This window comes from Citricoccus parietis, from assembly GCF_042433045.1.
Classification (GTDB): Bacteria; Actinomycetota; Actinomycetes; order Actinomycetales; family Micrococcaceae; genus Citricoccus; species Citricoccus parietis.
Window position 1 is genome coordinate 122,882 of sequence record NZ_JBHLWH010000005.1, and the last position, 25,191, is coordinate 148,072.

The following is a 25,191-nucleotide window of genomic DNA, read 5'->3' on the forward strand; positions in this document are numbered from 1 at the left end:
TCATGACAACCCATGTCGTCAATCGGTTAGCGTGCCTCATGCGCACCACCCGGTTGTTGGCGATCATGATGGATCTGTCACGCCGTCAGCAGACGTCCGTCCGGCAGCTCGCCGACCACCACGGGGTCTCCACCCGCACCATCCAACGGGATCTGACGGCACTGCACGAGCTTGGCGTCCCGGTGTGGACCCGCACGGGTCCCGCCGGCGGGGTTGGCTTGGTGGAGGGGTGGTCCTCACCCGTCACCGGGATGACGGCGTCCGAGCTTCAGGCGCTGCTGATGGGCGAGGCCGGATCCCGCGATCTCGGTCTGCACCCGCACTTCGAGACCGCCCGGCTGAAGATGCTGGGCACCAGGACGGCCCAGGATCCGGGCGTCAACTCCGTCAACGAGCGATTCCTCATCGACCATGAGCGGTGGTTCGCCGAACCGGAGCGGCCCGCGTCCCTGCCGGTGGTCTCCCAGGCAGTGTGGTCTGGTCGGCGATTGAGAATCGACCACAGCCGGGGGTCCCGCTTGGTCGACCCGCTCGGCCTCGTCCTCAAGACGGACGTCTGGTACCTCGTGGCGGCACATCGTCGCCGGATGCGGACCTATCGCCTCTCGCGCATTGTCGCCGCCGAGATCCAGCCAGAGGCGGCGTGGCGGCCAGACGATTTCTCCCTCTCGACCTACTGGGAGGCCAGTCGAACGGCCTTCGAGGCGTCCGTCCAGACCCTTCCGGTCCGCCTGTCCGTCCCGCTGGCGTCTCTCGATGCCCTGCGGGAGGCGGTCCCGGGGCCGGGCATCGACGCGGCGCTGGATTCCGTGCGCCAAGACGAAGGTGACCGGCTGGAGCTGGACCTGTTCATGGAGCACCAGGACATCACCGTGGCACAGCTTTTGCAGGTTCCGGGCATCGAGGTGCAAGAGCCTGCGGCCGTGCGAGAGGCGTTGTACCGCCGCGGCGCAGAGCTGGTCGCCCGGAACCGTTCCCCCAGTCCCGACGATCCTGAAAATTCCCGGTGATCATCACCGGGACTTCTCTCGATCACCGGGTATCGCCGACCTCCACCCCGTCAGTCGCCCCATGGATCACGCCGTCCTTCACCCCGTGAGCTGACAGCCCGGGCACCAGAAGAGCTTCCGCGCCTGCATCTCGGCCAGTCGGACCGTGGACCCGCAGACCCGGCAGTCCATCCCGTCCCGCTGGTACACGTAGTACGCGTTGTCCGGCCACACCGGAGCCACGTGCCCGTGCTCATTTTTCGACCTGCGGTGCTCGGGGCGTGTGGTGATGATCTTGCCGTCCCGGACGCCGTCGTTCATCAGGGCCACGAGATCCTCCCAGAGAGCCACGCCGGCCTCCCGCCCCAGCGCCCGTCCCGGCCGGTACGGGTCGATCCGCTGCCGGAACAGGGACTCGGCACGGTAGATGTTTCCCACGCCGGCCAGCACGTTCTGGTCCATGAGCAGCTGCCCAAGCGCCACCCCGCGGGCGGACACGCGCCGCAGGAACTCCTCCGGCCCGGTGCCGGGCGCCAGGGGGTCCGGTCCGAGGCGGTCGACGACGGCGGCCGCCTCGGGCGGCGTGATCACCTCGCACGCGCTCGGGCCGCGCAGATCCGCCCAACCGTGGGCGGAGACCAGCCGGACGCGGACCTGGCCCACCGGGGCCGGCGGGCCGGCGTACGCGGGTGCGGCGCCGGCGTCGTGCCCTGGGGTGTGCGGTGCCGTGTCTGCTGCCGTGTCTGCGGGCGCCGCCGGAACGTCAAAGGTGTCCGTCTCTCCCATCCTGCGGGGTGCGCCGATGCTGGAGGCCCCGCGGAACGTCTCATCGCCGCCGAAGCTCCAGGCGCCGTAGAGACCGAGGTGGACGCGGAGGACGAGAGCGGTGCCGGTGTAATGGCCGAAGTCGAGGAACAGGTGTTTGCCGTGGGCCCGCGCCGCCGTCAGCGTGGCCCCGTCGATCAGACGGGCGCCGGCGGCGAAGCGGCCCTGCGGGGAGCTCACCCGCAGGCGCTCACCGGCGAAGACGTCGGAGAACTGCCGGGCGAGGCGGTGGATCGAATGGCCCTCGGGCATGGGTCAGGCCACCGTCAGCTGACGATCTCGCGGGTCTGCTCGTAGTGCGCGATCTTGCCGATGCGGCGCACGTGGCGCTCGTCGCCGGAGAAGGGCTCCGCCAGGAAGGCCTCGATGATGGCGGTGGCCTCCTCGAGGGAGTGCTGCCGGCCGCCGACGGCGATGACGTTGGCGTCGTTGTGCTCACGGGCGAGCCGGGCGGTGTCCAGGTTCCAGGCCAGGGCGGCGCGGATGCCGCGGACCTTGTTGGCGGCGATCTGCTCGCCGTTGCCGGAACCGCCCAGGACGATCCCGAGCGCCTCCACCCCGGACTGCTGGTCCACCACCACGGCGGCGGCCGCGTTGATGCAGAACGCCGGATAGTCGTCCTGCGGGTCATAGGACTGGGGTCCGTGGTCGACCATCTCGTATCCGGCGGCCGTCAGGTGCTCGATGAGGTGGGCGCTCAGCTCGAGGCCGGCGTGGTCGGTGGCGATGTGCACGCGCATGGGTCTGCTCCTGCTGTCGGCATCTGGCGGGTTCTCGTCCGGCCGTGGCGATGCGGTGGGATACGGTCGGGACCAGCGACCAGCCTACCGGGGCGGTTCCCCTACCCGCAGGGATGTGTCCGGTGGCACAATACTCCCTGGACCAGTTATCCAGCAATCGCTTCACACCGGGGTGCCTGCTGGTCCTGTCCGCCCGATGGCATCCGCACCGCCATCGTCACTGTCCGTTCCCGATCGACCGGAGGCCACGTGCCCACTCTGAACATCACCCGCACCGAGGCCGCCGAGCGTGCCGCAGCCCTGAGAGTCGCCTCCTACGAGGTCGACCTGGACCTCACGCTCGACGGCGACCACTTCCGCTCGGCGACCACCGTCACCTTCTCCGCGGCGGAGGCGGCCGTAGGCACCAGCACGTTCATCGACTTCGTCTCCACCGAGGCGCCGACCGTCACCCTCAACGGAGAGGTCCTGCCGGCGGAGGCCTTCGACGGCACCCGCATCGCCATCGGGCCGCTGGCGGCCGAGAACGTGCTGGTGGTGGACGGGTTGGCCGACTACATGAACACCGGTGAGGGCCTGCACCGCTTCGTGGATCCGGTGGACGGGGAGACGTACCTGTACTCGCAGTTCGAGGTCCCGGACTCCCGCCGCATGTTCTCGGTCTTCGAGCAGCCGGATCTGAAGGCCACATTCGCCTTCACCATCACCGCCCCCGATCACTGGGCCGTGGTCTCCAACTCCCCCACCCCACAGCCGGCCCCCGCCGGGGGCGCGCGGGAAGGGGTCTCCACGTGGGCCTTCGAGCCCACCCCGCGGATCTCCTCCTACATCACCGCGCTGATCGCCGGTCCCTACCGGTCCACCCATTCGGAGCTGACCAGTTCGGACGGCCGGACCATCCCGCTGGGCGCCTACTGCCGCGCCTCGCTGTTCGAGTACCTGGATGCCGAGAACATCTTCGAGCTGACCCGCCAGGGCTTCGAGTTCTATGAGGCCCAGTTCGGCACCCCCTACCCCTTCGCCAAGTACGACCAGCTCTTCGTCCCGGAGTTCAACGCCGGGGCCATGGAGAACGCCGGCGCCGTGACCTTCCTGGAGAACTACGTCTTCCGCTCCACCGTCACCGAGGCCATGGTGGAGCGCCGCGCCATCACGATCCTGCACGAGCTGGCCCACATGTGGTTCGGCGACCTGGTGACCATGAAGTGGTGGAACGACCTCTGGCTCAACGAGTCCTTCGCCGAGTTCATGTCCACGCTCTCCGCCGCGGAGAACACCCGCTACACCGGGGCCTGGACCACGTTCTCCGCCATGGAGAAGAACTGGGCCTACAAGCAGGACCAGTTGAGCACCACGCACCCGATCAAGGCCGAGATCCGGGATCTGGACGACGTCCTGGTCAACTTCGACGGCATCACCTACGCCAAGGGCGCCTCCGTGCTGCGCCAGCTCGTGGCCTGGGTGGGCCAGGAGAACTTCATGGCCGGCGTCCGCGCGTACTTCGGCAAGCACGCCTGGTCCAACACCGAGCTGCCGGACCTGATGCGTGAGCTCGAAGCCTCCTCCGGCCGCGACCTGACCGAGTGGACCCGGTTGTGGCTGGAGACCTCCGGGGTGAACACCCTGTCCGTGGAGGTCGAGACCGCCGGGGCGTCCGGCTCCGGCACCACTGACGGCGGAACTCCCGACGCCGGCGCCATCACCTCCCTGCGCCTGCGCCAGTCAGCGCCGGGAGACCACCAGCCCGGGGACGACGTGCTGCGTCCGCACCGCATGGCCGTGGGCTTCTACTCCGCGGATGGCTCCGGACGGCTGGTGCGCACCCACCGGTTCGAACTCGATGTGGCGGGCGAGGTCACCGAGGTCATGGAGGCCGCCGGCCAGCGGCGCCCGGACCTGATCCTGCCCAACGACGACGACCTGGCCTACGCCAAGATCCGCCTGGACGACGCCTCCTGGGCCTTCGTGGCCACCCACCTGAAGGATGTGGCGGAGTCCCTGCCCCGTACCTTGCTGTGGGGTGCGGCGTGGGACACCGTCCGTGACGCCGAGGCCACGGCGGGGTGGTTCACGGACCTGGTGCTGACCAATATCGGCCACGAACGCGACTCATCCGTGGTGCAGACCCTGCTGCGCCAGCTGGCCACCACGCTGACCCAGTACGCCGCGCCCAAGCACGCCGTACAGCTGCGTGAATCCGCTGCGGACCGCCTGCTGGACCTGGCCCGGAAAGCGGAGGCGGGCTCGGACAAGCAACTCCAGTTCACCAAGGCGTTCGCGGCGGCGGCCCGCTCGGAGCGGCAGCTGGACACGCTGGCCGCCCTGCAGGCCGGCACCGAGTCACTGGACGGGCTGGACCTGAACACGGACCTGAAGTGGGAGATGCTCACCGGGCTCGTGGCCGGGGGCCGCGCCGGCGAGGCGGAGATCGCTGCCGCGGAGGCCGCCGATGCCACCGCCACCGGTGCCCTGGCGGCCTCACAGGCTCGCGCCGCGGTGCCCACCACCGTGGCCAAGCGCACGGCGTGGGACCAGGTGGTGAGCGGAGAACTGTCCAACATGACCCAGCGCAACGTGCTGCTCGGCTTCAACCGCGTGCACGATCCGGCCCTGTTGGCCCCGTTCGCCGCCGAGTTCTTTGCGGGTGTGGAGGAGCTGTGGGCCTCGCGTTCGCACGAGATGGCGGAATCCGCGGCGATCGGGCTGTTCCCGGGTGCCCAGGTCTCCCAGGAGACCATTGACGCCGCGAACGCCCTGGTGGAGCGCTCGCGGGGCACGCAGGCCGCCCTGTCCCGCACGGTGGCCGAGTCCCGCGACGAGATGGTCCGCGCCCTGGCCGCGCGCCAAGCGGACGCTGCGCGGTAGCCGCCCCGCGCCCCGGTCGGTCGCCTCTCGCCGACGCTGTGCGGGACATCCCCACCGGTGGGGATGGCCCGCCCAGCGTCGGCTTACCGGGGTTCGACCGCCGGAACAGCTTCACCGTCGGCCACGATCCGCTGCTCCCCCGCGTAGATGACGAAGCGGTCACCGCGGACGAAGCCGGCCAGCGTCATCCCGGCCTCCCGGGCCAGGTCCACCGCCAACGACGACGGCGCGGAGACGGAGGCGAGCATCGGCACCCCGGCCATCATGGCCTTCTGGGTGAGCTCGAAGGAGGCCCGGCCGGAGACCATCAGGGCATGCCCGGAGAGGGGCAGCATTCCTTCCAGCAGGGCCCAGCCGAGGACCTTGTCCACGGCGTTGTGGCGGCCCACGTCCTCACGCACCGCCACCAGCTCGCCCGTGGCGGTGTTGAACAGGCCGGCGGCGTGCAACCCGCCGGTGCGGTCGAAGACCTTCTGCCGCTCGCGCAGCACCTCGGGCATCTGCAGGACGAAGGACTCGGTGACCTGCATCGGGTCGCCGTCGACGGGGAACCGCGACTGGGTACGGACGTTCTCGATGCTGGTCCGCCCGCACAGGCCGCAGGCGCTGGACATGAGCACCTGGCGTTCCATCTCCGGCGCCGGGGCCTGGACCCCGGGCCGCAGGACCACGTCCACGGTGTTGTCGGTCTCCTCCGCCCCCGGGCCGAAGTCGCGGCCGCAGTACCGGACGGAATGCACCTCGCCGGCGGCCCCGATCAGCCCCTCGCTCAGCAGGAAGCCGACGGCCAGGGAGAAGTCCTCCGTGGGCGTGCGCATCGTCACCGCCAGCCGCCGGCCGTTCACCCGGATCTCCAGGGGCTCCTCGGCCGCCAGCACGTCCGCCCGGGCGTCACGCTCCCCGGCTTTGACCCTGACCACGCGGACCCGCGATTCACTTCGTGCCATGCCTCCATCTTCGCCCCCGGCCCGCTTTCAGTCGACTTCGGGTGGGTCGCGACGCCCAACACCCCCACGAAGTCGACGGAAAACGCGGTGAATGAGTGCGCCGCGGACTGGCGGGGACGCCGCGGACTAGGCTGGCCCCATGCCCCAGGACCGCCCCGCGCACACCGCAGAACGGACGCTCCGCCAACGGACCCTGCCCCAGATCGGCGATTCCGGACAGGAACTCCTGTCACAGGCCTCCATCGCCGTCGTCGGCGCCGGAGGCCTCGGCTCGCCCGTCATCAGCTACCTCGCGGCCGCCGGCATCGGCACCCTGCACGTCATCGACGACGACCAGGTGGAACTGAGCAACCTCAACCGCCAGACCCTGCACGGCGTGGACACCCTCGGCGGACTCAAGACCGACGGTGCGGTGTCCGCGGCCCGGCGCCTCTCCCCCGAGACCACGGTCATCCCGCACACCGTCCGCCTGACGGACGCCAACGCGGCGGACCTGCTCGCCGGCGTCGACCTGATCATGGACGGCAGCGACTCCTTCACGACCCGATTCATCGTCCACCGGGCCGCCACCGCCCTCGGCACGCCGGTGGTCTTCGGAGCCCTGATGCAATGGAGCGCCCAGGTCACCGTCTTCTGGTCCGATCCTCCCGTGGCCTCCCACCTTCCCGCCGTCGTCCTCACCGATGTCTTCCCGGACAATGCCGCCACCCATGCCGCACCCGGGTGCGCCGAGGCCGGGGTCCTGGGCGCCGTCGTCGGGATCACCGGCTCCCTGATGGCCCTGGAGGCGATCAAGCTCATCCTCGGCACCGGCACGCCGCTGTTGGGGCGGATGATGCTGATCGACGGGCTCTCCGGCACCACCACGGACATCCCCCTCACGCCGTCCGCCCGGTCGACGCCGACCGCCGCGTCAGCCGGAGACACCGCCCGCGTGGTCCCGATCGACCGCCCTGACGTGGATCCGGCGGCCGTCTGGCTCGACGTCCGGAGGCCGGAGGAATCCCGCGAGCGCCCCGGCCCGCCCGGCACGGTAGAGCTGCCCCTCGACCGGCTCCTGCGTCTGCGCCACGGCCCGGAGCTGCCGCTGCCTCCCGAGCACCCGCTGGCGCCCGTCCAGGCTGCCCTGGGACCCGGTGGCATGGTCGGGCCGCCGGACGGAGCGACGCTGCTGCCTTTCTGCGCGGCCGGCCCCCGGAGCGCGACGGCGGCCCGTCACCTGGCGCGCCTCGGCTGGCCCGTCCAGGGGTACCTGGACGGCGGACTTCCCTCAGCGACCATCGAGCCCCCAGGAGACCACCGTGGCTGAGGCGCGCTACCGCAGCACCGTCGAGGACCACCAGCACCGGGTCCTCACCCTGGCCCCCCTCCTGCCCGCAGACACCCTGCCCCTGGCCGAGGCCGCCGGGCTCACCCTGGCGGCCGACGCCAACGCCACCCTGGACCTGCCCCCGTGGGACAACTCCGCCATGGACGGATACGCCGTCCGGTCGGAGGACACCACGCGAGCCTCCGCGCAGGCACCGGTCCGCCTGGACCTCATCGCGGAACTGCCCGCCGGCACGGAGGCCGATCCGGCGCTGGCCCCCGGCCAGGCGGCCCGCATCATGACCGGCGCACCGATGCCCACGGACGCGGACGCCGTCGTGCCCCTGGAGGATGCCGTGGGCTGGGACCCGGCCGCGCCCACCGCCGGCACCGAGACCCCCGTACACGTGGAGCTCCACCACCCCGCCGTGGCGGGACGCCATCTGCGGCGCCGCGGGGAGGACGTGCGCGCCGGCGAACTCGTCTCCCCCGCCGGCCGGCCGTTGACACCGCACCGGCTGTCCGCGCTCGCCGCCGCCGGTATTGCCGAGGTGCGGGTCCGTCGCCGGCCGCGGGTCGTGGTCGTCAGCACCGGTTCAGAGTTGGTGGCCCCCGGCGAATCGGTCCGCCGCGGCCAGATCCCCGATTCCAACAGCCTCCTGCTGGCATCCCTGGTGGAGGCCGGCGGCGGGCTGGTGGTGCACCGGGGCCGCGTCTCCGACGACCCCGCTGAACTGCAGACTGTGCTGCAGTCCACCCAAGGCGCCTCCGACGCCGTGATCCTCACCGGAGGGGCCAGCGTGGGGGCCCATGACGTCGCCCGCCTCGTCCTGGCGCCAGGCTCACCGGGCGGAACGGTGCCGCCCGCGCCCGACGGCGGCGCCCCGGCCCCCGAGGATCCCACCGTGCGCTTCGACCGGGTCGCGGTCCAGCCGGGCAAGCCCCAGGGCTTCGGCTTGCTGCCGGACGGGCGGGCCGTGTGGTCGCTGCCGGGCAACCCGGTCAGTGCGTGGGTCTCCTACCTGCTGTTCGTGGAGCCGGGGCTGCTGGCCATGCAGGGCCGCGATGCCCCCGTGGCCCCCTGGCACCCGGTGATCACGGAGGAGGGCTGGCGTTCACCGCCCGGGCGGGAGCAGTTCGTGCCGGCACGGGTGGTCTCCGCCCCCGGGGAACCGCTCCGGATCGCCCAGGCCACCGAGCGTGGCTCCGGATCCCATCTGGCCGGCCGGATGGCCCGCGCCACCGGACTGGCCCGCGTGCCCGCCACCACCGACGCGGTGTCCGCCGGAGACACCGTCCTCTACCGAGCCCTGGAGGCCTGATGACCGAATCCCCTGCCGTCCAACCCACCGCTTTCGGCGCCGCCGGAGCCGACGGCTTCACCCACCTCGCCGGTGACGGCTCGGCCCGCATGGTCGATGTCACGGCCAAGACACCGACGATCCGCAGCGCCACCGCCGAGGCCACCGTGCTCGTGGCCCCGGAGGTCCTCGAGGCCCTGACCGGGGGCACCGTACCCAAGGGTGACGTCTGGGCCGTGGCCCGGATCGCCGGCATCCAGGGCGCCAAGAAGTGCGCCGAGCTGCTGCCGCTCGCCCATGTGATCGGTGTCCATGGCGCCACGGTGGACTTCGAGGTCGGCCCCGATCGCATCCGCATCATCGCCACCACCCGGACCGCCGACCGGACCGGGGTGGAGATGGAGGCCATGACCGCCGCCTCCGTAGCCGGGCTGGCCATGGTGGACATGGTCAAGGGCCTGGACCGGGCCGTCGAGCTGACCGGGGTCCGGCTGCTGGAGAAGACCGGCGGCCGCTCCGGCACGTGGCGCCGTGACGACGCGGAGCACCCGGCAGCGCCGGAAGCCCCGGAGGCACCGGAGGCACCGGTCGACCGTGGCTGAGGCGCTGGCGGCGATCGTCCTGGCGGGAGGAGCGTCCACTCGCATGGGCCGGGACAAGGGCTCGATCGTCGTGGATCCCGCCGACGGGCTCACTCTGCTCGAGCGCACCGTCCAGGCCGCGCTGTCGGCCGGTGCCACCACCGTCGTCGTGGCCGGTGACCGGCCGGTGACTGCTGCGCCCACGGTGCAGGCTCTGCCGGCGTCTCCCCCTACGGGACCGGCGGCCCCACAACGATCCATTCAACGCTCCATCCTGGACTCCCCGGTCGTCCGGTTCGTGCGTGAGGACCCACCGCGGTCCGGCCCGGTCGCGGCCCTGGACGCCGCACTGGCCGCCCTGACCGCCCCCGAGGCAGACCGCGTCCTGGTGCTGCCCTGCGACCTGGCCAATCCGGTGGCGGCCGCCCGTGAGCTCGTCCGGGCCTCCGACCGCACCCGGGCTGGAGTCCTGGACGGGGCCGTGGATCGAATCCCCGGCGGCTCTATGGACGGCTCCCTGGACGACGGCGGCCCCGACGGCGTCGTCGCCGTGGACTCCACCGGTCGCCGCCAGCACCTCACCGCCGTCTTCCGGCTTCCGGCCCTGCGCCGGCACGCGGCACCTGCCACCACGGACGGTGGCACCCGCGTCACCCGCGTGCGGGAGCGGGTTACCGGCCTGGACCTGCTCGAGGTTCCCGAACCGGCAGGCCGCCCCGGTCTCTGGGACGATATGGACACCCCCGAGGATCTGGAACGCCACCGGCCCCACCCGGCAGGATCCGCCACGACACCACCAGGAGCACCCGTGCCTGAGAACAGCACCACCGAACCCCACTCGACTGAACCCCGCGCCGGCGAGGTCCCGGCCGGCACGCGCCGCGGTAGCCAGCAGGACATTCCCGGACTGGCTGACTGGCTGGACGCCGTCGCCGGGGAACTGGGCCTGCCGGCCTCCATCGTGCTCCCCGGTCCCCTGCTGGACGTGGCCCGAGATGTGGCCCACGGGGTCCTGCGTCCCGGGGCCCCGACCTCGACCTACCTGATCGGCGTCGCAACCGGGCTGCAGCTGGCCGGTCAGGAGCGAACACCGGAGGAGATCGCCGGCCTGGTGGACCGACTCTCGGCTCGAATCCAGGATCTGGCCCTCGGCTATCACCCGGCAGGGGGTGAGGGCTGATGGCCCGGATCCGTCTCTTCGCGGGAGCCGCTGACATCCTGGGCGCCTCCGAACTCACCCTCGAGGCCGCCACCGCGGGCGAACTGCGCCGGCTCCTGGTGGCCGGCCACGGGGCCAGCGCCGAGCAGGTCGTCTCCCGTTGCTCCCTGATGGTGGACGGCGTGCGCGCGGCCGAGGACGACCACCCGGTCCAGGCGGACTCCCTCGTGGACGTCCTGCCGCCCTTCGCCGGCGGCTAGCAGCCAGCAGACGGGCCGTCGGCACGACCCCGTCTCCGTGGGGCGAGCCGTCAGCCGCCGATGGCGTTCATGCCGCGGCCGGGTTGGACGAAGTCCGGGTCGTCGATGCCGTGACCGGCCTTCTTGGCCCCGACCGAGATCTTCATGGCCGCGGCCAGGTCGGCGTCCGAGGCGGAGCCGGCCAGCAGGGTCCTCAGATCGGTCTCCTCCCGGGCGAACAGGCAGTTGCGCATCTGGCCGTCAGCGGTGAGGCGCAGGCGGTCACAGTCTCCGCAGAAGGGCTTCGAGACCGAGGCGATGACGCCCACGGTGTGGGGGCCGCCGTCGACCGTGTAGAGCGCGGCCGGGGAGGAACCGCGGCCGGGGACCTCGGCAAGGTCGAAGCGCTCGGCGAGCCGCTCGAGGATCTCCTCGCCGGAGACGAGGTTGTCCCGCTTCCAGGTGTGCCCGGCGTCCAGGGGCATCTGCTCGATGAACCGCATCTGCGCGTCCTGGGACACGGCGAAGGCCACGAGGTCCGCCAGCTCGTCGTCGTTGACCCCGCGCATGGCGACCGCGTTGAGCTTGAGCGGGCGCAGCCCGGCGTCCCGGGCGGCGGCGATCCCGGCCAGGACATCGGCGTGCCGGTCACGACGCGTCAGCTGGCGGAACTTCTCCGGCTGGAGGGTGTCGATGGAGATGTTCACGCGGGACAGTCCGGCCTCCTGCAGGGCGGGCAGCCGCCGGTCCAGGGTGATCCCGTTGGTGGTCATGGCCACCGGCAGGCGCCCACCCCCGGACGCATCGGACAGCTCGATTCCGGCGAGCCGGGCCACGATGTCCTCGAGGTCCTGGCGCAGCAGCGGTTCGCCGCCGGTCAATCGCACCCCGGTGATGCCGTGGTCCACCGCGATCCGCACCAACCGTTCAATCTCGGCGGCCGAGAGCAACTGGTCCTTCGGCATGAACGGGCCGGCGTCCTCGGGCATGCAATACGTGCAGCGCAGCGAGCACTTGTCCGTCAGCGAGACGCGCAGGTCCCGGTGCACGCGTCCGAATCCGTCCGTCAGGGACCGGTCGGTCCCCTCATGGGGTCCGACGCCGGCCAGCTCCGCCGGAGTGGGCAGCAGTCTCCTGGCCTCGGGGCCGGGTGCCGGTGCTGGCGCGGTGTCCGCGGCGCCGGCGGGGCGTGCGCCCGGCCCGGTCGCGGTCCGGGTGGTCAGGGTGATCGGCACCGAGGTCATGGCAGTCCCACCCAGTGAGCCTCGCCGGAGGCGGTCTGTTGCTTCTTCCAGATCGGGACCTCGGCCTTGATGTCCTCCACCACGGTCCGGCACACCTCGAAGGCCTCGGCCCGGTGCGCGGAGGCCACGGAGACCACCAGGGCCAGGTCGCCGACGTCGAGGTGTCCGATCCGATGCGCCGCGGCGACCCGCACCTCCCCGCGCGGGTCCCCCGGGTCGCGGATGTGGCGTGCCACGATCTCCGCCAGCACGGCGCCCGCATCCGGATGCGCCGAATAGTCCAGCGAGGTCACGGTGCCGGTGGCTTCCGGATCATGGTTCCGGACGATGCCGGTGAACGTCAGTGCCGCCCCGCAGGCGGAGGTCACGACCGAGGACTCCAAGGCCACCGGGTCCAGGGGCTCCTCGGTCACCCCGGTCTGGACCGGTGCGGCCGAACGGGGTGCTGGGGAGAGCGTTGTCGAGACTGGCCTCACGGTGGCTGCGTCCTCAGTGGCGGGCATGGTCGCCGCCTCCAGCGAGTTGCTCGACCAGATGCGTCAGCAGGGGCGCGAGCAGGGGAATGCCCTGGTCCGTGGCACGCAGGGAGCCGGGGAGGTTCACGACGAAGGTCCGGCCGATGATCCCGGCGCGTCCGCGTCCCAGCGCGGCGGTCGGGGTCTGCTCGGCACCCTCACGGCGCAGCATCTCAGCGATGCCGGGCAACTCCGTACCGATGAGCCCGTCCATCGCCTCGGGCGTCAGGTCCCGCGGGGACACCCCGGTCCCGCCCAGGGTGATGACCACGTCGGCCCCGTCGCCCTGTGCCGCACGGACTCCGGACCGGACGGATTCGACCCCGTCCGCCACGATGGCCCCGTCCGCCGTCCACTCGCTCAGGTACTGGGCCGCCAGCTCGAGAGCGCGCGGCCCGGCCGTATCCGGAGCCTGGCCCGCATGGGCCCGGTCGGAGACGGTCAAGATGTGGATGTGTGGCATCAGACCTCCCAGCGTGTCTCGAGTCTAGGGTGACGAGGGCGGTCCGGCCAGCGCGCCGCCTAGTAGCACCACCCAGCAGCACCACCTCTGCGGACCGTGGCAGAGCCGACACACGGCTGCGACGCCGCGGGCGGTACCGTAGAGGACGTGGAACACTCCTTCTCCCTGCATGCCGAATGGACCGGAAACCGGGGCTCCGGCACCTCCGGATACAAGGACTACGGCCGTGAGCTCGTGGTCCGCGCCGAAGGCCCCGGCGAACTCAACGGCTCCGCGGCGCGGGCCTTCCACGGGAGCGACTCCCGGTGGAACCCCGAACAGCTCCTGCTCGCCGCCCTCGCCGAGTGCCACCTGCTGTCCTATCTCCAGGCCGCCACGCAGGCCGGGGTGGTCGTCACCGGCGCCTCCGTGCGCGCGGAGTGTGTGCTGACCCATGACCACGACGGCGGCCGGATCACCTCCGCGACCCTGGTCCCGGAGATCTGGCTGGCCGACGAGGACCAGCGCCGCACCGCGGACGAACTGCATTCGAAGGCCCATGAGCAGTGCTTCATCGCCCGCTCCGTGAGCTTCCCCGTCACCATCAAGCCTCAGCAGGTGCGCCGCCATCAGAACCAGAACCTGCCGGAGTTCGGCAGCCGCCTGGGCGCGCCCATCGCGGTGCTGAAGCCGCGCCAGGGCAAGGCCCCCAGCCAGGTGACCGGCCTGCAGGACCGGCCCGCCGCCTCGACCGGCCACCGCCCGCCGCAGGTGATGGCTCCCTCGTCCGGCGCCGCTGCCAGTGCCGGTGGAGGTGCTGGGGCCGCTGCCGGTGGAGGTGGAGCTGCTGGTGCTCGTGCTGATGCGGAAGCCCAACCGGAGAACGCGAGCTTCTACGAGCAGGTCGGCGGGCACGAGACCTTCGTGAAGCTGGCCCGGGTGTTCTACGAGCAGGTCGCGGCAGACCCCGAGTTCAGGGCCCTGTACCCAGAAGAGGATCTCGGCCCGGCCGAGGAACGGCTGCGGATGTTCCTGGAGCAGTACTGGGGCGGGCCGAAGACATACAGCGAGCAACGCGGCCACCCTCGGCTGCGGATGCGGCACGCGCCCTACACTGTGGACTTCGCGGCCCGGGACACCTGGCTGCGGCACATGCGGGCAGCCGTGGATTCCCTTGAGCTGGCACCGTTGCTGGAGGAGACCCTCTGGGACTACTTGGAGCGGGCCGCCCACTCGATGGTGAACTCCGCCTAGAGCAGCATCGGCTGACGGCAGAGCACGTACCCGGCCGCGTTCGAGAGGCGCACCCAGGGACCCGAGGTGTGGACCGCCGTCGTGCCCTGCGGGCTGAGGAAGCCCAGGCCGTGGGCCGCGAAGGCCGCTCCGGCCGGCAGGAAGCCGTCACCGGCCTCCGCCGAGGTGCCTCCTAACAGCCGTCCCCAGACTGCGGCGCGAGCCTGGGCGACCATGGAGGCCCCCGGATCCTGGGGCAGCGCGTCAGCCAGCTCACGGATCCCGTCCCGGGCGATCTGCTGGAGTTCGCCATCCTCCACCGTGGCCACCGGCGTCCATCCGCCCCGGGGTGGGGTCACGGCCGTCCACGGGGCGCTCTCGGGCGCCGGGGGAAGCGTGAAGGCCGTGGATCCCGTGGCGGCCATGCGGGCCAGCCGCTCCAGGACGGAGGACAGGGCATAGACCGCATCTATCCCGTCATGCCGGCCCTCCACCAACCGGACTGTCCGCAGGCCGAGGGCCACCGGAACCCGATCCCCCAGTCCGCGGGGGTGGAGCACGGAGACCCAGGAGGCGAGCACGTTGCCGGCCACCTGGAGACGCAGCCCCGTATCCGCCATGGTCTTGGCCCGCGTCGCGTACCGTTCGAGGTCCTTGGCCGCCTCCAGATCCTCCAGGTGCAGTTCCGGGCCGGCCGGATCCCGGGGGGAGGTGGAGTCGGGACGGAACGGATCGACGGGTGAGGAGGACATGGGATCCATTGTCCCATCGTCGGCCCCCGGGACAGATCACCCGGACGGTCCCCCGGGCAGGTCAGCGCGGCAGGCCAAGGCGGCAACACCACGCCGGCGGAGTAGACTTCCGGGACGGTTACCGGCCGGTACCGACGCCGTCGGACGGGCCACAACGGCCAGATGGCTCGGAGACAGCGAAGGGGCATTCATGAGTACTGGCAAGGTCCACAAGGGGCGCAACGACTTCCCGGAGGATCCGACCGATGTGCTCCGCAGCGTCCTGGATCTGACTCCGGCCGGAGAGGACGCGGCCACCGGTGAGCTCCTCTTCACCGGTGAGACCCCACCGCAGGCCCGCGGCCGTGTGTTCGGCGGGCAGGTCATGGCCCAGGCCCTGATGGCCGCCATCGCCACCGTGGACGGGGAGCGTGCCATCCACTCGATGCACGGGTACTTCCTCCGCCCCGGCAACGCCCTGCTGCCCATCACCTTCGCCGTCGAGACCCTGCGTGACGGTCGGTCCTTCTCCGCGCGCCGCGTCCAGGCGAAGCAGGAGGGCCAGACCATCCTGTCCCTGATCAGCTCCTTTCAGAATCCCGTGTCCGGCCTGGAGCACCAGTCCCCCATGCCCACGGGAGTGCCCGATCCGGAATCCCTGCCGTCCACCTCGGACCGGCTCGGCCGCATGCGTCACCCGACCGCGCAGGAGTGGTCCTGGGCCCGGCCCTTCGATATCCGGCACGTGGATCCACCCATCGAGATCGCCCCGGACCGGAGGGAGGTGGCCACCAACATGGTGTGGATGAAGACGTTCTCCGCCATGGAGGGCAATGCGAACCTGCACCGGGCGGCCCTGGCCTATGCCTCGGACTACACCCTGCTCGAGCCGATCCTGCGCCGGCACGGCGTCTCCTGGGTTCGGCCCGGGATCTCGGTCGCGTCCCTGGACCATGCCATGTGGTGGCACCGGCCGGCGCGGGCGGATGAGTGGTTGCTGTACGTCCAGTCCAGCCCCTCGGCACAGGGCGCCCGCGGGCTCAGCAACGGACGGATCTACTCGCGTGACGGTGGGCTGGTGGCCTCCGTGGCCCAGGAGGGGATGATCCGGGTGCCCGGCGACCTGCAGTACCGGGTCAAGAACTCGGTCCAGAGCCTGTTCCTGAAGGGCGCCGGCCGGCCACGTCGGTAGCTGGCCGGCGGTCAGCGGCCGGCAAAGCAGTCGGTGGAAACTGGCCGACCTTCAGGGCTGGTGGTCTACGTTGAAGTCATGGACGACGACGACACCCTGACGACCGCGCACGGTTCCGGGAACCCCGATCTCCTGACGGTGGTCGGCCCCTGGGACGGTCAGATCATCTTCACGGCGGTCCACGCGGGCCATGACCTGCGCCCTGAGGTCCGGGACCTGATGGTGCTGGACGAAGCCACCCGCTACCGCGAGGAAGACCCGCATTCGGACCGGATCGGCTCGGGACTGGACTCGGGCATGGTCATGCACCGTTCCCGGTTCGAAACCGACCTCAACCGAGCACGCGACACCGCCGTGTACCTAGATCCGGAAGACTCCTGGGGCCTCGACGTCTGGCGGGACGGTCAGCTCCCGGACGACGTGGCCGAACGGAGCCGGCGGGTACACGACGCCTGGTACGAGGAGCTGGCGCACCGCATCGCCCCGATGGCCGCCCGGGGACCCTTCGTGGTCTATGACCTGCACAGCTACAACCACCGTCGGGACGGTCCCGACGCCGGCCCGGCACCCCAGGATGGGAACCCCGACGTGAACGTCGGGACCGGATCCCTGGACCGCGAACCCTGGAGCCCGGTGGTGGACGCCTTCACCGAGTCGATGTCCACCGAGGTGATCCCGGCCACGGGACGCCGGCTCGATGTTCGCGAGAACGTCCGGTTCTGGGGCCAGAACGAAGGTCGCTGGGCCCACCGGCTGTTCCCGGACACCGCCTGCGTCCTGGCCCTGGAGTTCAAGAAGACCTTCATGGACGAGTGGACCGGGGAGGTCGACGAGGAGCACTTGGCGCAACTGGCGGACGCCTTGGCACGCACCGTCCCGGCCGTCACCGCCGCACTGAGGGAGGTCGAGGTGCCGACACCATGAGTGCCAAGAAGCCCACCAGCTCCGAACACAAGGAGACCGGGCGCATACCGGTCGAAGGCAAGCGCACCGGGGTCAAGCGGAAGGACCGCACACGAATCGACGACCCGCGGGCCGTCGTCGGGCTCTCAACCCGGGACCGGGCGATCGACCATGAGTTGGCGTTGCTGTCCGGCTCCATTCGGTTCCTGCTGGACATCACGCCGATGAACGTGGAGCAGGCACGCACCGAATTCCTCGCCACCGGCGAGTTGCCCGAGTTCGTCTACCGCGACGTGGTGGACGACCCCGAGGTGCTCAAGCGGGTGCTGGAGGACGTACCGATCCACTTGGTGGACGATACGGTGCTGGGCACCCTACTGCGCAACAAGCACAAGGAGATGTCCCTGCAGCTCGACATGCTGGCAGCCCGTGACACCGAGGACTTCATGCCGCTGAGTATCGAACTCTACGGGGCCATCCTCCCGGACCTGCGGCGCTCGGCCGAGTTGATCCTCGAAACGGTCACGGCCACGGAATCGACGTCGGCCGGTAGCCTCGGGGCGAAGGAATTCCTCGACCTCGCCCGGGCGGAAATAGACCACTACCGCAAGCAGGACCCGGACATCGAGATGCACGCCGAGATCCGCGACGACGTGTCCGGGGTGATGGTATCGGGCAATTCGCTGCTCCTCGGACCCGAATCCAAGGTCCGGAAGACCCGCGCGCACGCGCTGCTCCAGCACGAAGTCGGGACCCATCTGGTCACCCATTTCAACGGCTCCGCCCAGCCCATCAAGATCCTCGGCACCGGGCTGGCCCGCTATGACGAGACGCAGGAGGGCCTGGCCGTGCTGGCGGAGGTTGCCTGCGGCGGGCTCACGGCTTTCCGGCTGCGGCAGCTGGCCTCCCGGGTACTGACCGTGCACCGCATGGTCACCGGGGCCACCTTTGCCGAAGCGCACGCGGCGCTGGTGGCGGACGGCGTCCCTGCCTCGTCCGCCTTCACCACCACCATGCGTGCGTTCCGTGCCGGAGGGTTGACCAAGGACGCCATCTACTTGCGTGGCATGCTCGATCTCTTGGGGCACCTGAGCCGGGGAGGCAGCCTCGACCTGCTGCTGTTGGGCAAGTTCTCACTGGAGGACCTGCCGCTCATCGACGACCTCCAGGAGCGAGGGGTCCTGGAGCCAGCGGTGCTCCAGCCTCGGTGGTTGGACGACCAGGACGCCACGGCCAGACTCGGCCGGGCTGCCGCATTGGACGACCCCACGGAGTTTGTCAACGCCTGAGCACATCCCGCTGACTCGGCGCTCGTCACTCCACGCCGGCCGTCTCCACCCCGGCACCACGCCAACCGGCCCCCGAATGATCGGAGCACGTATGAAAATCGGATTCGTTGTCAACGACGTCGCCACGGAGAAGCCCCACTACACGACCAACCGACTGGCCCTGGCCGCCACGCGGGCCGGCCATGAAGTCCTCATGACCGGGACGGGCGACTTCGCCTATGAACCCGACGGCACCCTGTCCGTACTGGCCCGCGGTGGGGCGGACAAGAATTACCGTTCCCTGGAGCGTTACCTCCAGGATATCCAGCGACCAGCGACCGAGCGGCAGGTCGCCGTGAACGATTTCGATGTGGTCCTACTGCGCAATGACCCAGCCGACGACGCCGTGGACCGGCCTTGGGCGCCCACCGCCGCCGTCGCCTTCGGCCAGCTGATCACCGACTCCGGGGTGCTGGTGGCCAACGACCCCCACACCTTGGCCAACGCGCTGTCCAAGGCCTACTTCCAGCACTTCCCCGAGGCAGTACGTCCTCGCACGCTGATCTCCCGAGACGAATCCATGATCTCGGACTTCATCGATGACATGGGCGGCAAGGCCGTGCTCAAGCCGTTACAGGGGTCAGGCGGGTCGGGGGTGTTCCTGGTGAACCGCAGGGAGTCGCCCAACCTCTCGCAGATCATCGGGGCCATCGGCCGGGACGGCTACATCGTGGCTCAGGAGTACCTGCCGGAGGCCGAGAACGGCGACGTGCGCCTCTTCCTCCTGAACGGCCGGCCCTTGACGGTCAACGGCAAGGCCGCCGCATTCCGCCGCCGGAACACGTCCAACGATGTCCGGTCGAACATGTCGGCCGGCGGAAACGCCGAACCGGTTGACCTCACCGACGAGATGCTGCGCCTCGTGGAGGTCGTCCGGCCCAAGCTGGTGTCCGACGGGATGTTCCTGGTCGGCCTGGACATCGTGGGCGACAAGCTCATGGAGATCAACGTGTTCTCCCCGGGCGGCCTGGGCTCCTGCCAGAGCCTCTATGGGGAGGACTTCGCCGTCGCGATCATCGCCGACCTAGAGCGCAAGATGGACGTGCGGAAGCACTATGGGGACACGCTGCAGAACGCCCGGCTCGCGACCATCTGAACCGGGCGCCTGAGGTGGTCAGTCGGTCAGTCCCGGGTGAGCTTGCGGTGGGTCACGCGGTGCGGACGGGCGGCATCCGCGCCCAGCCGCTCTACCTTGTTGGCCTCGTAGGAGTCGAAGTTGCCCTCGTACCAGTACCAGTTCGCCGGGTTCTCGTCAGTGCCTTCGTAGGCCAGCATGTGGGTGGCCACCCGGTCCAGGAACCACCGATCGTGGGAGATGACCACGGCGCAGCCCGGAAACTCGAGCAATGCGTTCTCCAGGGAGGTCAGGGTCTCCACGTCGAGGTCGTTGGTGGGCTCATCCAGGAGGAGCAGGTTGCCTCCCTCCTTGAGCGTCAGCGCCAGGTTCAGGCGGTTGCGCTCACCACCGGAGAGCACCCCGGCCTTCTTCTGCTGGTCCGGGCCCTTGAAGCCGAACGCCGAGACGTAGGCGCGGGACGGCATCTCGACCTGGCCGACCTTGATGTAGTCCAGACCGTCCGAGACGACCTCCCACAGCGACTTCTCCGGGTCGATCCCGCCGCGGGACTGGTCCACGTAGGAGATCTTGACCGAGTCGCCGATCTTCAGCTCTCCGCCGTCGAGGGACTCATAGCCGACGATGGTCTTGAAGAGGGTGGTCTTACCGACGCCGTTGGGGCCGATGATGCCGACGATGCCGTTCGGCGGCAGGGAGAAGGACAGTCCGTCGATCAGGACGCGGTCGCCAAAGCCCTTCTGCAGGTTCTTGGCCTCGATGACCTGGTTGCCCAACCGCGGGCCCGGCGGGATCTGCAGCTCTTCCATGTCCAGCTTGCGGGTCTTCTCGGCCTCCGACGCCATCTCCTCGTAGCGGGAGAGGCGGGCCTTGGACTTGGCCTGACGCCCCTTGGTGTTGGAGCGCACCCAGTCGAGCTCCTCGGACAGGCGCTTGGCCATCTTGGCGTCCTTCTTGCCCTGGATCTCCATGCGGGCGCGCTTCTTCTCCAGGTAGGTGGAGTAGTTGCCCTCGTAGGGGTACAGACGTCCGCGGTCCACCTCACAGATCCACTCGGCCACGTGGTCCAGGAAGTACCGATCGTGGGTCACGGCGAGCACAGCACCGTGGTAGGCGGCCAGGTGCTGCTCCAGCCACAGCACGGATTCGGCGTCCAGGTGGTTGGTGGGCTCGTCGAGCAGCAGCAGGTCCGGCTTCTGCAGCAGCAGCTTGCATAGCGCCACGCGGCGGCGCTCACCACCGGAGAGGTTGGTGACGTCGGCATCGCCTGGCGGGCAGCGCAGGGCGTCCATGGCCTGCTCGACCTGGGAATCGATGTCCCAGGCGTCAGCAGCATCGATCTGCTCCTGGAGCTTGCCCATCTCCTCCATCAGCGCATCGAAGTCCGCATCCGGATCGGCCATCGCCTCGGAGATCTCGTTGTAGCGCTGGATCTTGCCGTAGATCTCGCCGACGCCCTCCTGGACGTTGCCGAGGACGGTCTTCTCCTCGTTCAGCGCGGGTTCCTGCATGAGGATGCCGACGCTGTATTCGGGGGAGAGCCGGGCCTCGCCGTTCGAGGGCGTGTCCAGTCCCGCCATGATCTTCAGGATCGTGGACTTGCCCGCGCCGTTGGGGCCCACCATGCCGATCTTCGCTCCCGGGAGGAAGGCCATCGTCACGTCATCCAGGATCAGCTTGTCGCCCACTTTTTTGCGGGCCTTGACCATGCTGTAAATGTATTCCGCCATGGGCCCAAGGCTAGTGGGTGGCCGCCGGAATGCCCGCATCCGTTGCGTCCGGCGGCCACCGGGCGCCCTCAGGCCGCTGACAGGGCCTGCGAGTCGGCCGAGTCCTCCCTGGCGTCCGAGCCCTCAGCACCTTCGGCCGCCCCGGCCCCGGTGCCCTCGTGGCCCAGCAGCTCGCCGGTCTCCCGGTCGAAGGCCTCCTCGCTGGAACTGTCTGACCCGACCGGCTCACCCGGCCCCGGCCCGGTCTCTGCCGCTCCGGCCGCCACCTCGCCCGGTCGCCCGGAGGAGCGCTGGAAGGTCGCCGTACCCAGGGACAGGTCATGACCGATGGTGTCCGCCTCGATCTCCACGGCGGTCCCGGAACGCTCCTCCGTCTCCCAGAGACGGATCTTGAGCCGACCGGTGACCACCACGGGCTGGCCCTTCTGCAGGGACGTGAAGGCGTTCTGGGCGAGGCTGCGGAAAAGATTGACGGTGAACCAGTTCGTGTTGCCGTCCACCCACGCATTCTGCTCGCGGTCGAAACGCCGGTCTGTGGCGGCCAGCCGGAAATTGCCGACGGGGAACCCGGCCTGGGCGTTGCGGATGGTCGGATCGGTGGCCACGAAGCCGCGGACGGTGATGTGCTGACTCATGCTGGTGCCTTTCGGTGAGCCGGCCCGCGGCCGGCGAGGGGCCGCCGTCGGCCATGGTGTCCGACGGCGGCAGGAAGAGAACTTCCTGCCCTTCCAGCACAGCCGCACCGGCACTGCGGCGACAGGGTGGCGCCGTTGATCCGTGGACAACCCACCGGGGACGGTTTCCTGTGGAGGAGGGCCATCCCGCTAGAATGACGGGGCCCAGCCCCAGTAGCTCAGTGGATAGAGCAGGAGCCTTCTAATCTCTTGGTCGGGGGTTCGACTCCCTCCTGGGGCACTCCGCCGTCAGCCGGCGCGGGAGACCAGGCCGCCCAGGCCTCGATCCCCGGCGGCGAGCGCATCGGCCGTCCGCAGGATCATCCGGTGCATGGCCGCCGCGGCACGCGTGGGCTGCACGTCCTGGCGCCGGGCGAGGCTGATGGTCCGGCTGAGCCGGGGCTCCGTCAGCCGGACGGAGCGCAGGCCGCGGCGGTCCCCCAACACCATGGCCGGCACCAGCGCCACCCCCATCCCCAGTTCGACGAATCGCAGCACGGCATCCATCTCGGCGCCCTCCAGCACCACCGTCGGCATGAGCCCGGCGGCACGGAAGGCCTCGTCCAGGGTGCCGCGTAGGTCATAGCTGGACGGGAAGACGATCTGCGGCATGCCGGCCAGGTCCTCCAGTGTGACCGAGGTGCGCCCTCCGAACGGTGCGTCCCCGCCGCCCACGACCACCAGCTCCTCCGTCAACAGCCGGCTGCGGGTGAGGCTCGGTGCGGTCGCCGGATGCGCGTCCGAGGTGATGACGACGGCCAGGTCAAGGGCCCCGGAGGACAGCTCGTCGATCAGCCCGCGCGAGCCCCGCTCCGTCAGGTGCAGCTCGATCCCCGGGTGGGCTGCGTGGAAGGCTGCCACGGCATCGGCCACGATGCTCACGCACAGCGTCGGAGTGGCCCCGAGCCGGACCCGGCCGCGCTGGAGGCCGGCCAGTTCCGCCATCTCCCGGCGCACCGTCTCCGCATCGGCCAGCATCCGGCGTGCCAGGGGCAGCAGGGTCTCCCCCGCAGCCGTCAGGGTGATGTGGCCCCGTGCCCGGTGGAACAACTCGGACCCCAGGTCGTGCTCCAGGGTGGCGATCTGCCGGCTCAGCGAGGGCTGGGTCAGATGCAGGGACTCGGCGGCGCGGGTGAAGTGCCCCACCCGGGCCACCTCCACGAAACCCCGCAACTGTTCCAGGTTCATGGTCATAGCGAAAGCGTATCGTTTCCACTCTTATTATTCATTGGAGTAATGAAGGGTGTTCTCTCTACGGTGGGTCCATGACTTCCACAGCACGTCTCACAGCGCCCCCGACGGCACGTCCCACCGGACGCCCCACAGCCGTGGCCGAACACCAGATCTCCACCACCGTCCTCGTCATCGGCACCGGCGGATCCGGCCTGCGCGCGGCCATCGAGGTGGCCGAACAGGGCGTGGACGTCCTGGCCGTGGGAAAACGCCCGCGGCAGGACGCCCACACCTCGCTGGCCGCCGGCGGCATCAACGCGGCCCTGGGCACCATGGACGCGGAGGACAGCTGGCAGCAGCACGCCGCGGACACCATCAAGGAGAGCTACCACCTCGCCAATCCCCACACGGCGGAGATCGTCGCCCGCGGCGCCGCGCAGGGTATCGCCGATCTGGACCGCTACGGCATGGCCTTTGCCCGCGAGGAGGACGGGCGCATCTCGCAGCGGTTCTTCGGCGCCCACACCTACCGGCGCACCGCCTTCGCCGGGGACTACACGGGACTGGAGATCCAGCGGACCCTGGTGAACCGGGCGGAGCAGCTCGAGGTTCCCATCCTGGACACCGTCTACATCACCCGGTTGCTGGTCAGGGACAACGTGGTCTTCGGCGCGTATGGCTTCGACGTCCAGGACGGCACGCGCTACCTCATCCACGCCGACTCGGTCATCCTCGCCGCCGGCGGGCACAACCGGATCTGGCGGCGCACCTCCTCCCGCCGCGACGAGAACACCGGGGACTCGTTCCGCCTGGCGGTGGAGGCCGGGGCCCGGCTCCGCGACCCCGAGCTCGTGCAGTTCCACCCTTCCGGCATCATCGAGCCCGAGAACGCCGCCGGCACGCTGGTCTCCGAGGCCGCCCGCGGCGAGGGCGGGATCCTGCGCAACGGCCGCGGCGAGCGCTTCATGGCCGCCTACGATCCGGAACGGATGGAGCTCTCCACGCGTGACCGGGTGGCCCTGGCCGCCTACACCGAGATCCATGAGGGCCGCGGCACGGCGAACGGGGGCGTGTGGCTGGACGTCTCCCACCTCCCGCGGGAGACGATCATGACGCGTCTGCCGCGCGTCTACCAGACGCTGCTCGAACTGCAGATGCTGGACATCACCACCGATCCCATCGAGATTGCCCCGACCGCGCACTACTCCATGGGCGGGGTCTGGGTCCGGCCCGAGGACCACAGCACGGACGTCGAGGGCCTCTATGCCATCGGCGAGGCCTCCTCCGGACTCCACGGTGCCAACCGGCTGGGCGGGAACTCCCTGATCGAGTTACTGGTGTTCGGACGCATCGTCGGCCAGGCCGCCGTCGAGCATTCCGCCGGTCTCGACGCGCAGCGTCGCTCTCCCGAGGCCGTGGCCGCGGCCCGCGCCGAGATCGAGGAGTTGCTGGACGCGGACGGGCAGGAGAACGTCCGTGCCCTGCAGCGGGCCATCCGCAACACGATGACCGAGCACGCCGGCGTCGTCCGCAGTGAGGCAGGGCTCTCGGCCGGACTGGCCGAGCTGGACTCGATCGAGGCGCGCCTGCAGGACGTCGGCATCCACCCGGACATCGCCGGCTATCAGGACCTGGCCCACGCCTTCGACCTCAAGGCCTCTGCCCTGGCCGCCCGAGCCACGCTGGAGGCCGCCCGTGAACGCCGCGAGACGCGCGGCTGCCACAACCGCAGTGACTTCCCGGACACTGATCCCGAGCTGCAGGTCAACCTCGTCTGGTCACCCACCGCCGGGATCACGCGCGAGGAGATCCCGCCGGTGCCGGAGGAGATCGCCGCACTGATCCGTGAGGTCTCCCAGGACGGCAAGCTGGTCGAGTAGCCACGGCACGATTCCGGCCGGCGGCGCGGCGCCGGCCGGAGGACTGTGGCGCCGCCGGCCCACCCGGGGTCATTACGATGGAGGGGATGTCCCGATTCCGATCCCCCAGGTGGCCCG

The 25,191-nt window shown here is 70.3% G+C and carries 23 protein-coding genes, 1 tRNA gene and 1 pseudogene; 15 read left to right on the forward strand and 10 right to left on the reverse strand.

Features of this window, described 5'->3' with window-relative positions:
• Positions 1 to 38: 38 nt before the first annotated feature.
• The gene (locus tag ACFFIO_RS01375; protein WP_378039889.1) at positions 39 to 1,010 is read left to right on the forward strand and encodes a helix-turn-helix transcriptional regulator; all 972 of its coding nucleotides are present in this window, start codon (positions 39 to 41) and stop codon (positions 1,008 to 1,010) included.
• A 78-nt stretch (positions 1,011 to 1,088) separates the two neighbouring features.
• Here the strand turns inward: ACFFIO_RS01375 and ACFFIO_RS01380 are convergent, their stop codons facing one another.
• Entirely contained in the window at positions 1,089 to 2,066 is a 978-nt protein-coding gene (locus ACFFIO_RS01380) for an Fpg/Nei family DNA glycosylase (RefSeq protein WP_378039890.1), read from the reverse strand.
• Between the two features lie 14 nt (positions 2,067 to 2,080).
• On the reverse strand, positions 2,081 to 2,554 hold the full coding sequence (locus tag ACFFIO_RS01385) for a ribose-5-phosphate isomerase (RefSeq protein WP_378039891.1): 474 nt from the start codon (positions 2,552 to 2,554) through the stop codon (positions 2,081 to 2,083).
• Positions 2,555 to 2,803: 249 nt separating this feature from the next.
• Here ACFFIO_RS01385 and pepN point away from each other — a divergent pair, with 249 nt between their 5' ends.
• Positions 2,804 to 5,419 (forward strand): aminopeptidase N, encoded by a 2,616-nt coding sequence (gene pepN, locus ACFFIO_RS01390; protein WP_378039892.1) that lies wholly within the window; start codon positions 2,804 to 2,806, stop codon positions 5,417 to 5,419.
• A gap of 83 nt (positions 5,420 to 5,502) precedes the next feature.
• Here pepN and fdhD read toward each other — a convergent pair whose 3' ends face one another.
• The gene (gene fdhD, locus ACFFIO_RS01395; protein WP_378039893.1) at positions 5,503 to 6,366 is read right to left on the reverse strand and encodes a formate dehydrogenase accessory sulfurtransferase FdhD; all 864 of its coding nucleotides are present in this window, start codon (positions 6,364 to 6,366) and stop codon (positions 5,503 to 5,505) included.
• 139 nt (positions 6,367 to 6,505) lie between these two features.
• Here fdhD and ACFFIO_RS01400 point away from each other — a divergent pair, with 139 nt between their 5' ends.
• From ACFFIO_RS01400 to ACFFIO_RS01420, 5 genes are read left to right on the forward strand one after another with little or no spacing between them, the layout of a single operon-like run.
• Positions 6,506 to 7,675 (forward strand): ThiF family adenylyltransferase, encoded by a 1,170-nt coding sequence (locus ACFFIO_RS01400; protein ID WP_378039894.1) that lies wholly within the window; start codon positions 6,506 to 6,508, stop codon positions 7,673 to 7,675.
• Complete coding sequence (locus ACFFIO_RS01405; RefSeq protein WP_378039895.1) at positions 7,668 to 8,996, forward strand: molybdopterin molybdotransferase MoeA; 1,329 nt, start codon at positions 7,668 to 7,670, stop codon at positions 8,994 to 8,996. Before ACFFIO_RS01400 ends, ACFFIO_RS01405 begins: the two co-directional genes overlap by 8 nt.
• On the forward strand, positions 8,996 to 9,577 hold the full coding sequence (moaC, locus tag ACFFIO_RS01410) for a cyclic pyranopterin monophosphate synthase MoaC (protein ID WP_378039896.1): 582 nt from the start codon (positions 8,996 to 8,998) through the stop codon (positions 9,575 to 9,577). Before ACFFIO_RS01405 ends, moaC begins: the two co-directional genes overlap by 1 nt.
• Positions 9,570 to 10,736, forward strand: a complete 1,167-nt coding sequence (locus ACFFIO_RS01415; protein ID WP_378039897.1) for an NTP transferase domain-containing protein — start codon at positions 9,570 to 9,572, stop codon at positions 10,734 to 10,736. The genes moaC and ACFFIO_RS01415 overlap by 8 nt, the downstream gene beginning before the upstream one ends.
• Positions 10,736 to 10,975: a MoaD/ThiS family protein gene (locus tag ACFFIO_RS01420; protein ID WP_378039898.1), complete on the forward strand. Its 240-nt coding sequence runs from the start codon at positions 10,736 to 10,738 to the stop codon at positions 10,973 to 10,975. The genes ACFFIO_RS01415 and ACFFIO_RS01420 overlap by 1 nt, the downstream gene beginning before the upstream one ends.
• Before the next feature lie 50 nt (positions 10,976 to 11,025).
• Here the strand turns inward: ACFFIO_RS01420 and moaA are convergent, their stop codons facing one another.
• The 3 genes from moaA to ACFFIO_RS01435 are packed head-to-tail and all read right to left on the reverse strand — an operon-like array spanning position 11,026 to position 13,176.
• On the reverse strand, positions 11,026 to 12,198 hold the full coding sequence (gene moaA / locus ACFFIO_RS01425) for a GTP 3',8-cyclase MoaA (protein WP_378039899.1): 1,173 nt from the start codon (positions 12,196 to 12,198) through the stop codon (positions 11,026 to 11,028).
• Entirely contained in the window at positions 12,195 to 12,701 is a 507-nt protein-coding gene (locus tag ACFFIO_RS01430) for a molybdenum cofactor biosynthesis protein MoaE (RefSeq protein ID WP_378039900.1), read from the reverse strand. The genes moaA and ACFFIO_RS01430 overlap by 4 nt, the downstream gene beginning before the upstream one ends.
• On the reverse strand, positions 12,688 to 13,176 hold the full coding sequence (locus tag ACFFIO_RS01435) for a MogA/MoaB family molybdenum cofactor biosynthesis protein (RefSeq protein WP_378039901.1): 489 nt from the start codon (positions 13,174 to 13,176) through the stop codon (positions 12,688 to 12,690). Before ACFFIO_RS01435 ends, ACFFIO_RS01430 begins: the two co-directional genes overlap by 14 nt.
• A gap of 234 nt (positions 13,177 to 13,410) precedes the next feature.
• Between ACFFIO_RS01435 and ACFFIO_RS01440 the strand changes: the two are divergent.
• Together ACFFIO_RS01440 and ACFFIO_RS01445 are read left to right on the forward strand one after the other, a co-directional pair.
• A pseudogene (locus ACFFIO_RS01440) lies at positions 13,411 to 13,704 on the forward strand (OsmC family protein); the annotation flags it as partial.
• A gap of 225 nt (positions 13,705 to 13,929) precedes the next feature.
• Complete coding sequence (locus tag ACFFIO_RS01445) at positions 13,930 to 14,409, forward strand: globin (RefSeq protein WP_378039998.1); 480 nt, start codon at positions 13,930 to 13,932, stop codon at positions 14,407 to 14,409.
• On the opposite strand, the gene ACFFIO_RS01450 is transcribed toward ACFFIO_RS01445, so the two are convergent.
• Positions 14,406 to 15,140: a DUF8185 domain-containing protein gene (locus ACFFIO_RS01450; protein WP_378039902.1), complete on the reverse strand. Its 735-nt coding sequence runs from the start codon at positions 15,138 to 15,140 to the stop codon at positions 14,406 to 14,408. The two genes, ACFFIO_RS01445 and ACFFIO_RS01450, sit on opposite strands and share 4 nt — an antisense overlap.
• A 190-nt stretch (positions 15,141 to 15,330) precedes the next feature.
• On the opposite strand from ACFFIO_RS01450, the gene ACFFIO_RS01455 reads away from it, so the two are divergent.
• The 4 genes from ACFFIO_RS01455 (at position 15,331) to ACFFIO_RS01470 (ending at position 19,638) form a co-directional block, all read left to right on the forward strand.
• Entirely contained in the window at positions 15,331 to 16,311 is a 981-nt protein-coding gene (locus ACFFIO_RS01455; RefSeq protein WP_378039903.1) for an acyl-CoA thioesterase, read from the forward strand.
• A 78-nt stretch (positions 16,312 to 16,389) separates the two neighbouring features.
• Positions 16,390 to 17,235: an N-formylglutamate amidohydrolase gene (locus ACFFIO_RS01460; RefSeq protein ID WP_378039904.1), complete on the forward strand. Its 846-nt coding sequence runs from the start codon at positions 16,390 to 16,392 to the stop codon at positions 17,233 to 17,235.
• Entirely contained in the window at positions 17,232 to 18,503 is a 1,272-nt protein-coding gene (locus ACFFIO_RS01465) for a peptidase MATCAP family protein (protein WP_378039906.1), read from the forward strand. The genes ACFFIO_RS01460 and ACFFIO_RS01465 overlap by 4 nt, the downstream gene beginning before the upstream one ends.
• A gap of 91 nt (positions 18,504 to 18,594) precedes the next feature.
• A complete protein-coding gene (locus tag ACFFIO_RS01470; protein ID WP_378039907.1) occupies positions 18,595 to 19,638 on the forward strand; it encodes a glutathione synthetase in 1,044 nt (347 codons plus the stop codon).
• Positions 19,639 to 19,664: 26 nt separating this feature from the next.
• On the opposite strand, the gene ettA is transcribed toward ACFFIO_RS01470, so the two are convergent.
• The gene (ettA, locus tag ACFFIO_RS01475) at positions 19,665 to 21,347 is read right to left on the reverse strand and encodes an energy-dependent translational throttle protein EttA (RefSeq protein ID WP_378039908.1); all 1,683 of its coding nucleotides are present in this window, start codon (positions 21,345 to 21,347) and stop codon (positions 19,665 to 19,667) included.
• Between the two features lie 68 nt (positions 21,348 to 21,415).
• Positions 21,416 to 21,982 carry a single-stranded DNA-binding protein gene (ssb, locus tag ACFFIO_RS01480; protein ID WP_378039910.1) on the reverse strand — a complete coding sequence of 189 codons (567 nt, stop codon included), beginning with the start codon at positions 21,980 to 21,982 and terminating at the stop codon, positions 21,416 to 21,418.
• A gap of 207 nt (positions 21,983 to 22,189) precedes the next feature.
• Here ssb and ACFFIO_RS01485 point away from each other — a divergent pair.
• A tRNA-Arg gene (locus ACFFIO_RS01485) sits at positions 22,190 to 22,262 on the forward strand.
• Positions 22,263 to 22,270: 8 nt separating this feature from the next.
• On the opposite strand, the gene ACFFIO_RS01490 is transcribed toward ACFFIO_RS01485, so the two are convergent.
• Positions 22,271 to 23,209 (reverse strand): LysR family transcriptional regulator, encoded by a 939-nt coding sequence (locus ACFFIO_RS01490; RefSeq protein WP_378039999.1) that lies wholly within the window; start codon positions 23,207 to 23,209, stop codon positions 22,271 to 22,273.
• A gap of 77 nt (positions 23,210 to 23,286) precedes the next feature.
• Between ACFFIO_RS01490 and ACFFIO_RS01495 the strand changes: the two genes are divergently transcribed.
• Complete coding sequence (locus tag ACFFIO_RS01495) at positions 23,287 to 25,074, forward strand: L-aspartate oxidase (protein ID WP_378039911.1); 1,788 nt, start codon at positions 23,287 to 23,289, stop codon at positions 25,072 to 25,074.
• Positions 25,075 to 25,191: the final 117 nt, after the last annotated feature.

Bases quoted from the DNA above. Each gene is read 5' to 3' on its own strand.
- ACFFIO_RS01375 (WP_378039889.1), top strand. From the start codon at position 39: ATGCGCACCACCCGGTTGTTGGCGATCATGATGGATCTGTCACGCCGT.
- ACFFIO_RS01380 (WP_378039890.1), bottom strand. From the start codon at position 2,066: ATGCCCGAGGGCCATTCGATCCACCGCCTCGCCCGGCAGTTCTCCGAC.
- ACFFIO_RS01385 (WP_378039891.1), bottom strand. From the start codon at position 2,554: ATGCGCGTGCACATCGCCACCGACCACGCCGGCCTCGAGCTGAGCGCC.
- fdhD (WP_378039893.1), bottom strand. From the start codon at position 6,366: ATGGCACGAAGTGAATCGCGGGTCCGCGTGGTCAGGGTCAAAGCCGGG.
- ACFFIO_RS01400 (WP_378039894.1), top strand. From the start codon at position 6,506: ATGCCCCAGGACCGCCCCGCGCACACCGCAGAACGGACGCTCCGCCAA.
- moaC (WP_378039896.1), top strand. From the start codon at position 8,996: ATGACCGAATCCCCTGCCGTCCAACCCACCGCTTTCGGCGCCGCCGGA.
- ACFFIO_RS01420 (WP_378039898.1), top strand. From the start codon at position 10,736: ATGGCCCGGATCCGTCTCTTCGCGGGAGCCGCTGACATCCTGGGCGCC.
- moaA (WP_378039899.1), bottom strand. From the start codon at position 12,198: ATGACCTCGGTGCCGATCACCCTGACCACCCGGACCGCGACCGGGCCG.
- ACFFIO_RS01430 (WP_378039900.1), bottom strand. From the start codon at position 12,701: ATGCCCGCCACTGAGGACGCAGCCACCGTGAGGCCAGTCTCGACAACG.
- ACFFIO_RS01435 (WP_378039901.1), bottom strand. From the start codon at position 13,176: ATGCCACACATCCACATCTTGACCGTCTCCGACCGGGCCCATGCGGGC.
- ACFFIO_RS01445 (WP_378039998.1), top strand. From the start codon at position 13,930: ATGGCTCCCTCGTCCGGCGCCGCTGCCAGTGCCGGTGGAGGTGCTGGG.
- ACFFIO_RS01450 (WP_378039902.1), bottom strand. From the start codon at position 15,140: ATGTCCTCCTCACCCGTCGATCCGTTCCGTCCCGACTCCACCTCCCCC.
- ACFFIO_RS01455 (WP_378039903.1), top strand. From the start codon at position 15,331: ATGAGTACTGGCAAGGTCCACAAGGGGCGCAACGACTTCCCGGAGGAT.
- ACFFIO_RS01460 (WP_378039904.1), top strand. From the start codon at position 16,390: ATGGACGACGACGACACCCTGACGACCGCGCACGGTTCCGGGAACCCC.
- ACFFIO_RS01465 (WP_378039906.1), top strand. From the start codon at position 17,232: ATGAGTGCCAAGAAGCCCACCAGCTCCGAACACAAGGAGACCGGGCGC.
- ACFFIO_RS01470 (WP_378039907.1), top strand. From the start codon at position 18,595: ATGAAAATCGGATTCGTTGTCAACGACGTCGCCACGGAGAAGCCCCAC.
- ettA (WP_378039908.1), bottom strand. From the start codon at position 21,347: ATGGCGGAATACATTTACAGCATGGTCAAGGCCCGCAAAAAAGTGGGC.
- ssb (WP_378039910.1), bottom strand. From the start codon at position 21,982: ATGAGTCAGCACATCACCGTCCGCGGCTTCGTGGCCACCGATCCGACC.
- ACFFIO_RS01490 (WP_378039999.1), bottom strand. From the start codon at position 23,209: ATGAACCTGGAACAGTTGCGGGGTTTCGTGGAGGTGGCCCGGGTGGGG.
- ACFFIO_RS01495 (WP_378039911.1), top strand. From the start codon at position 23,287: ATGACTTCCACAGCACGTCTCACAGCGCCCCCGACGGCACGTCCCACC.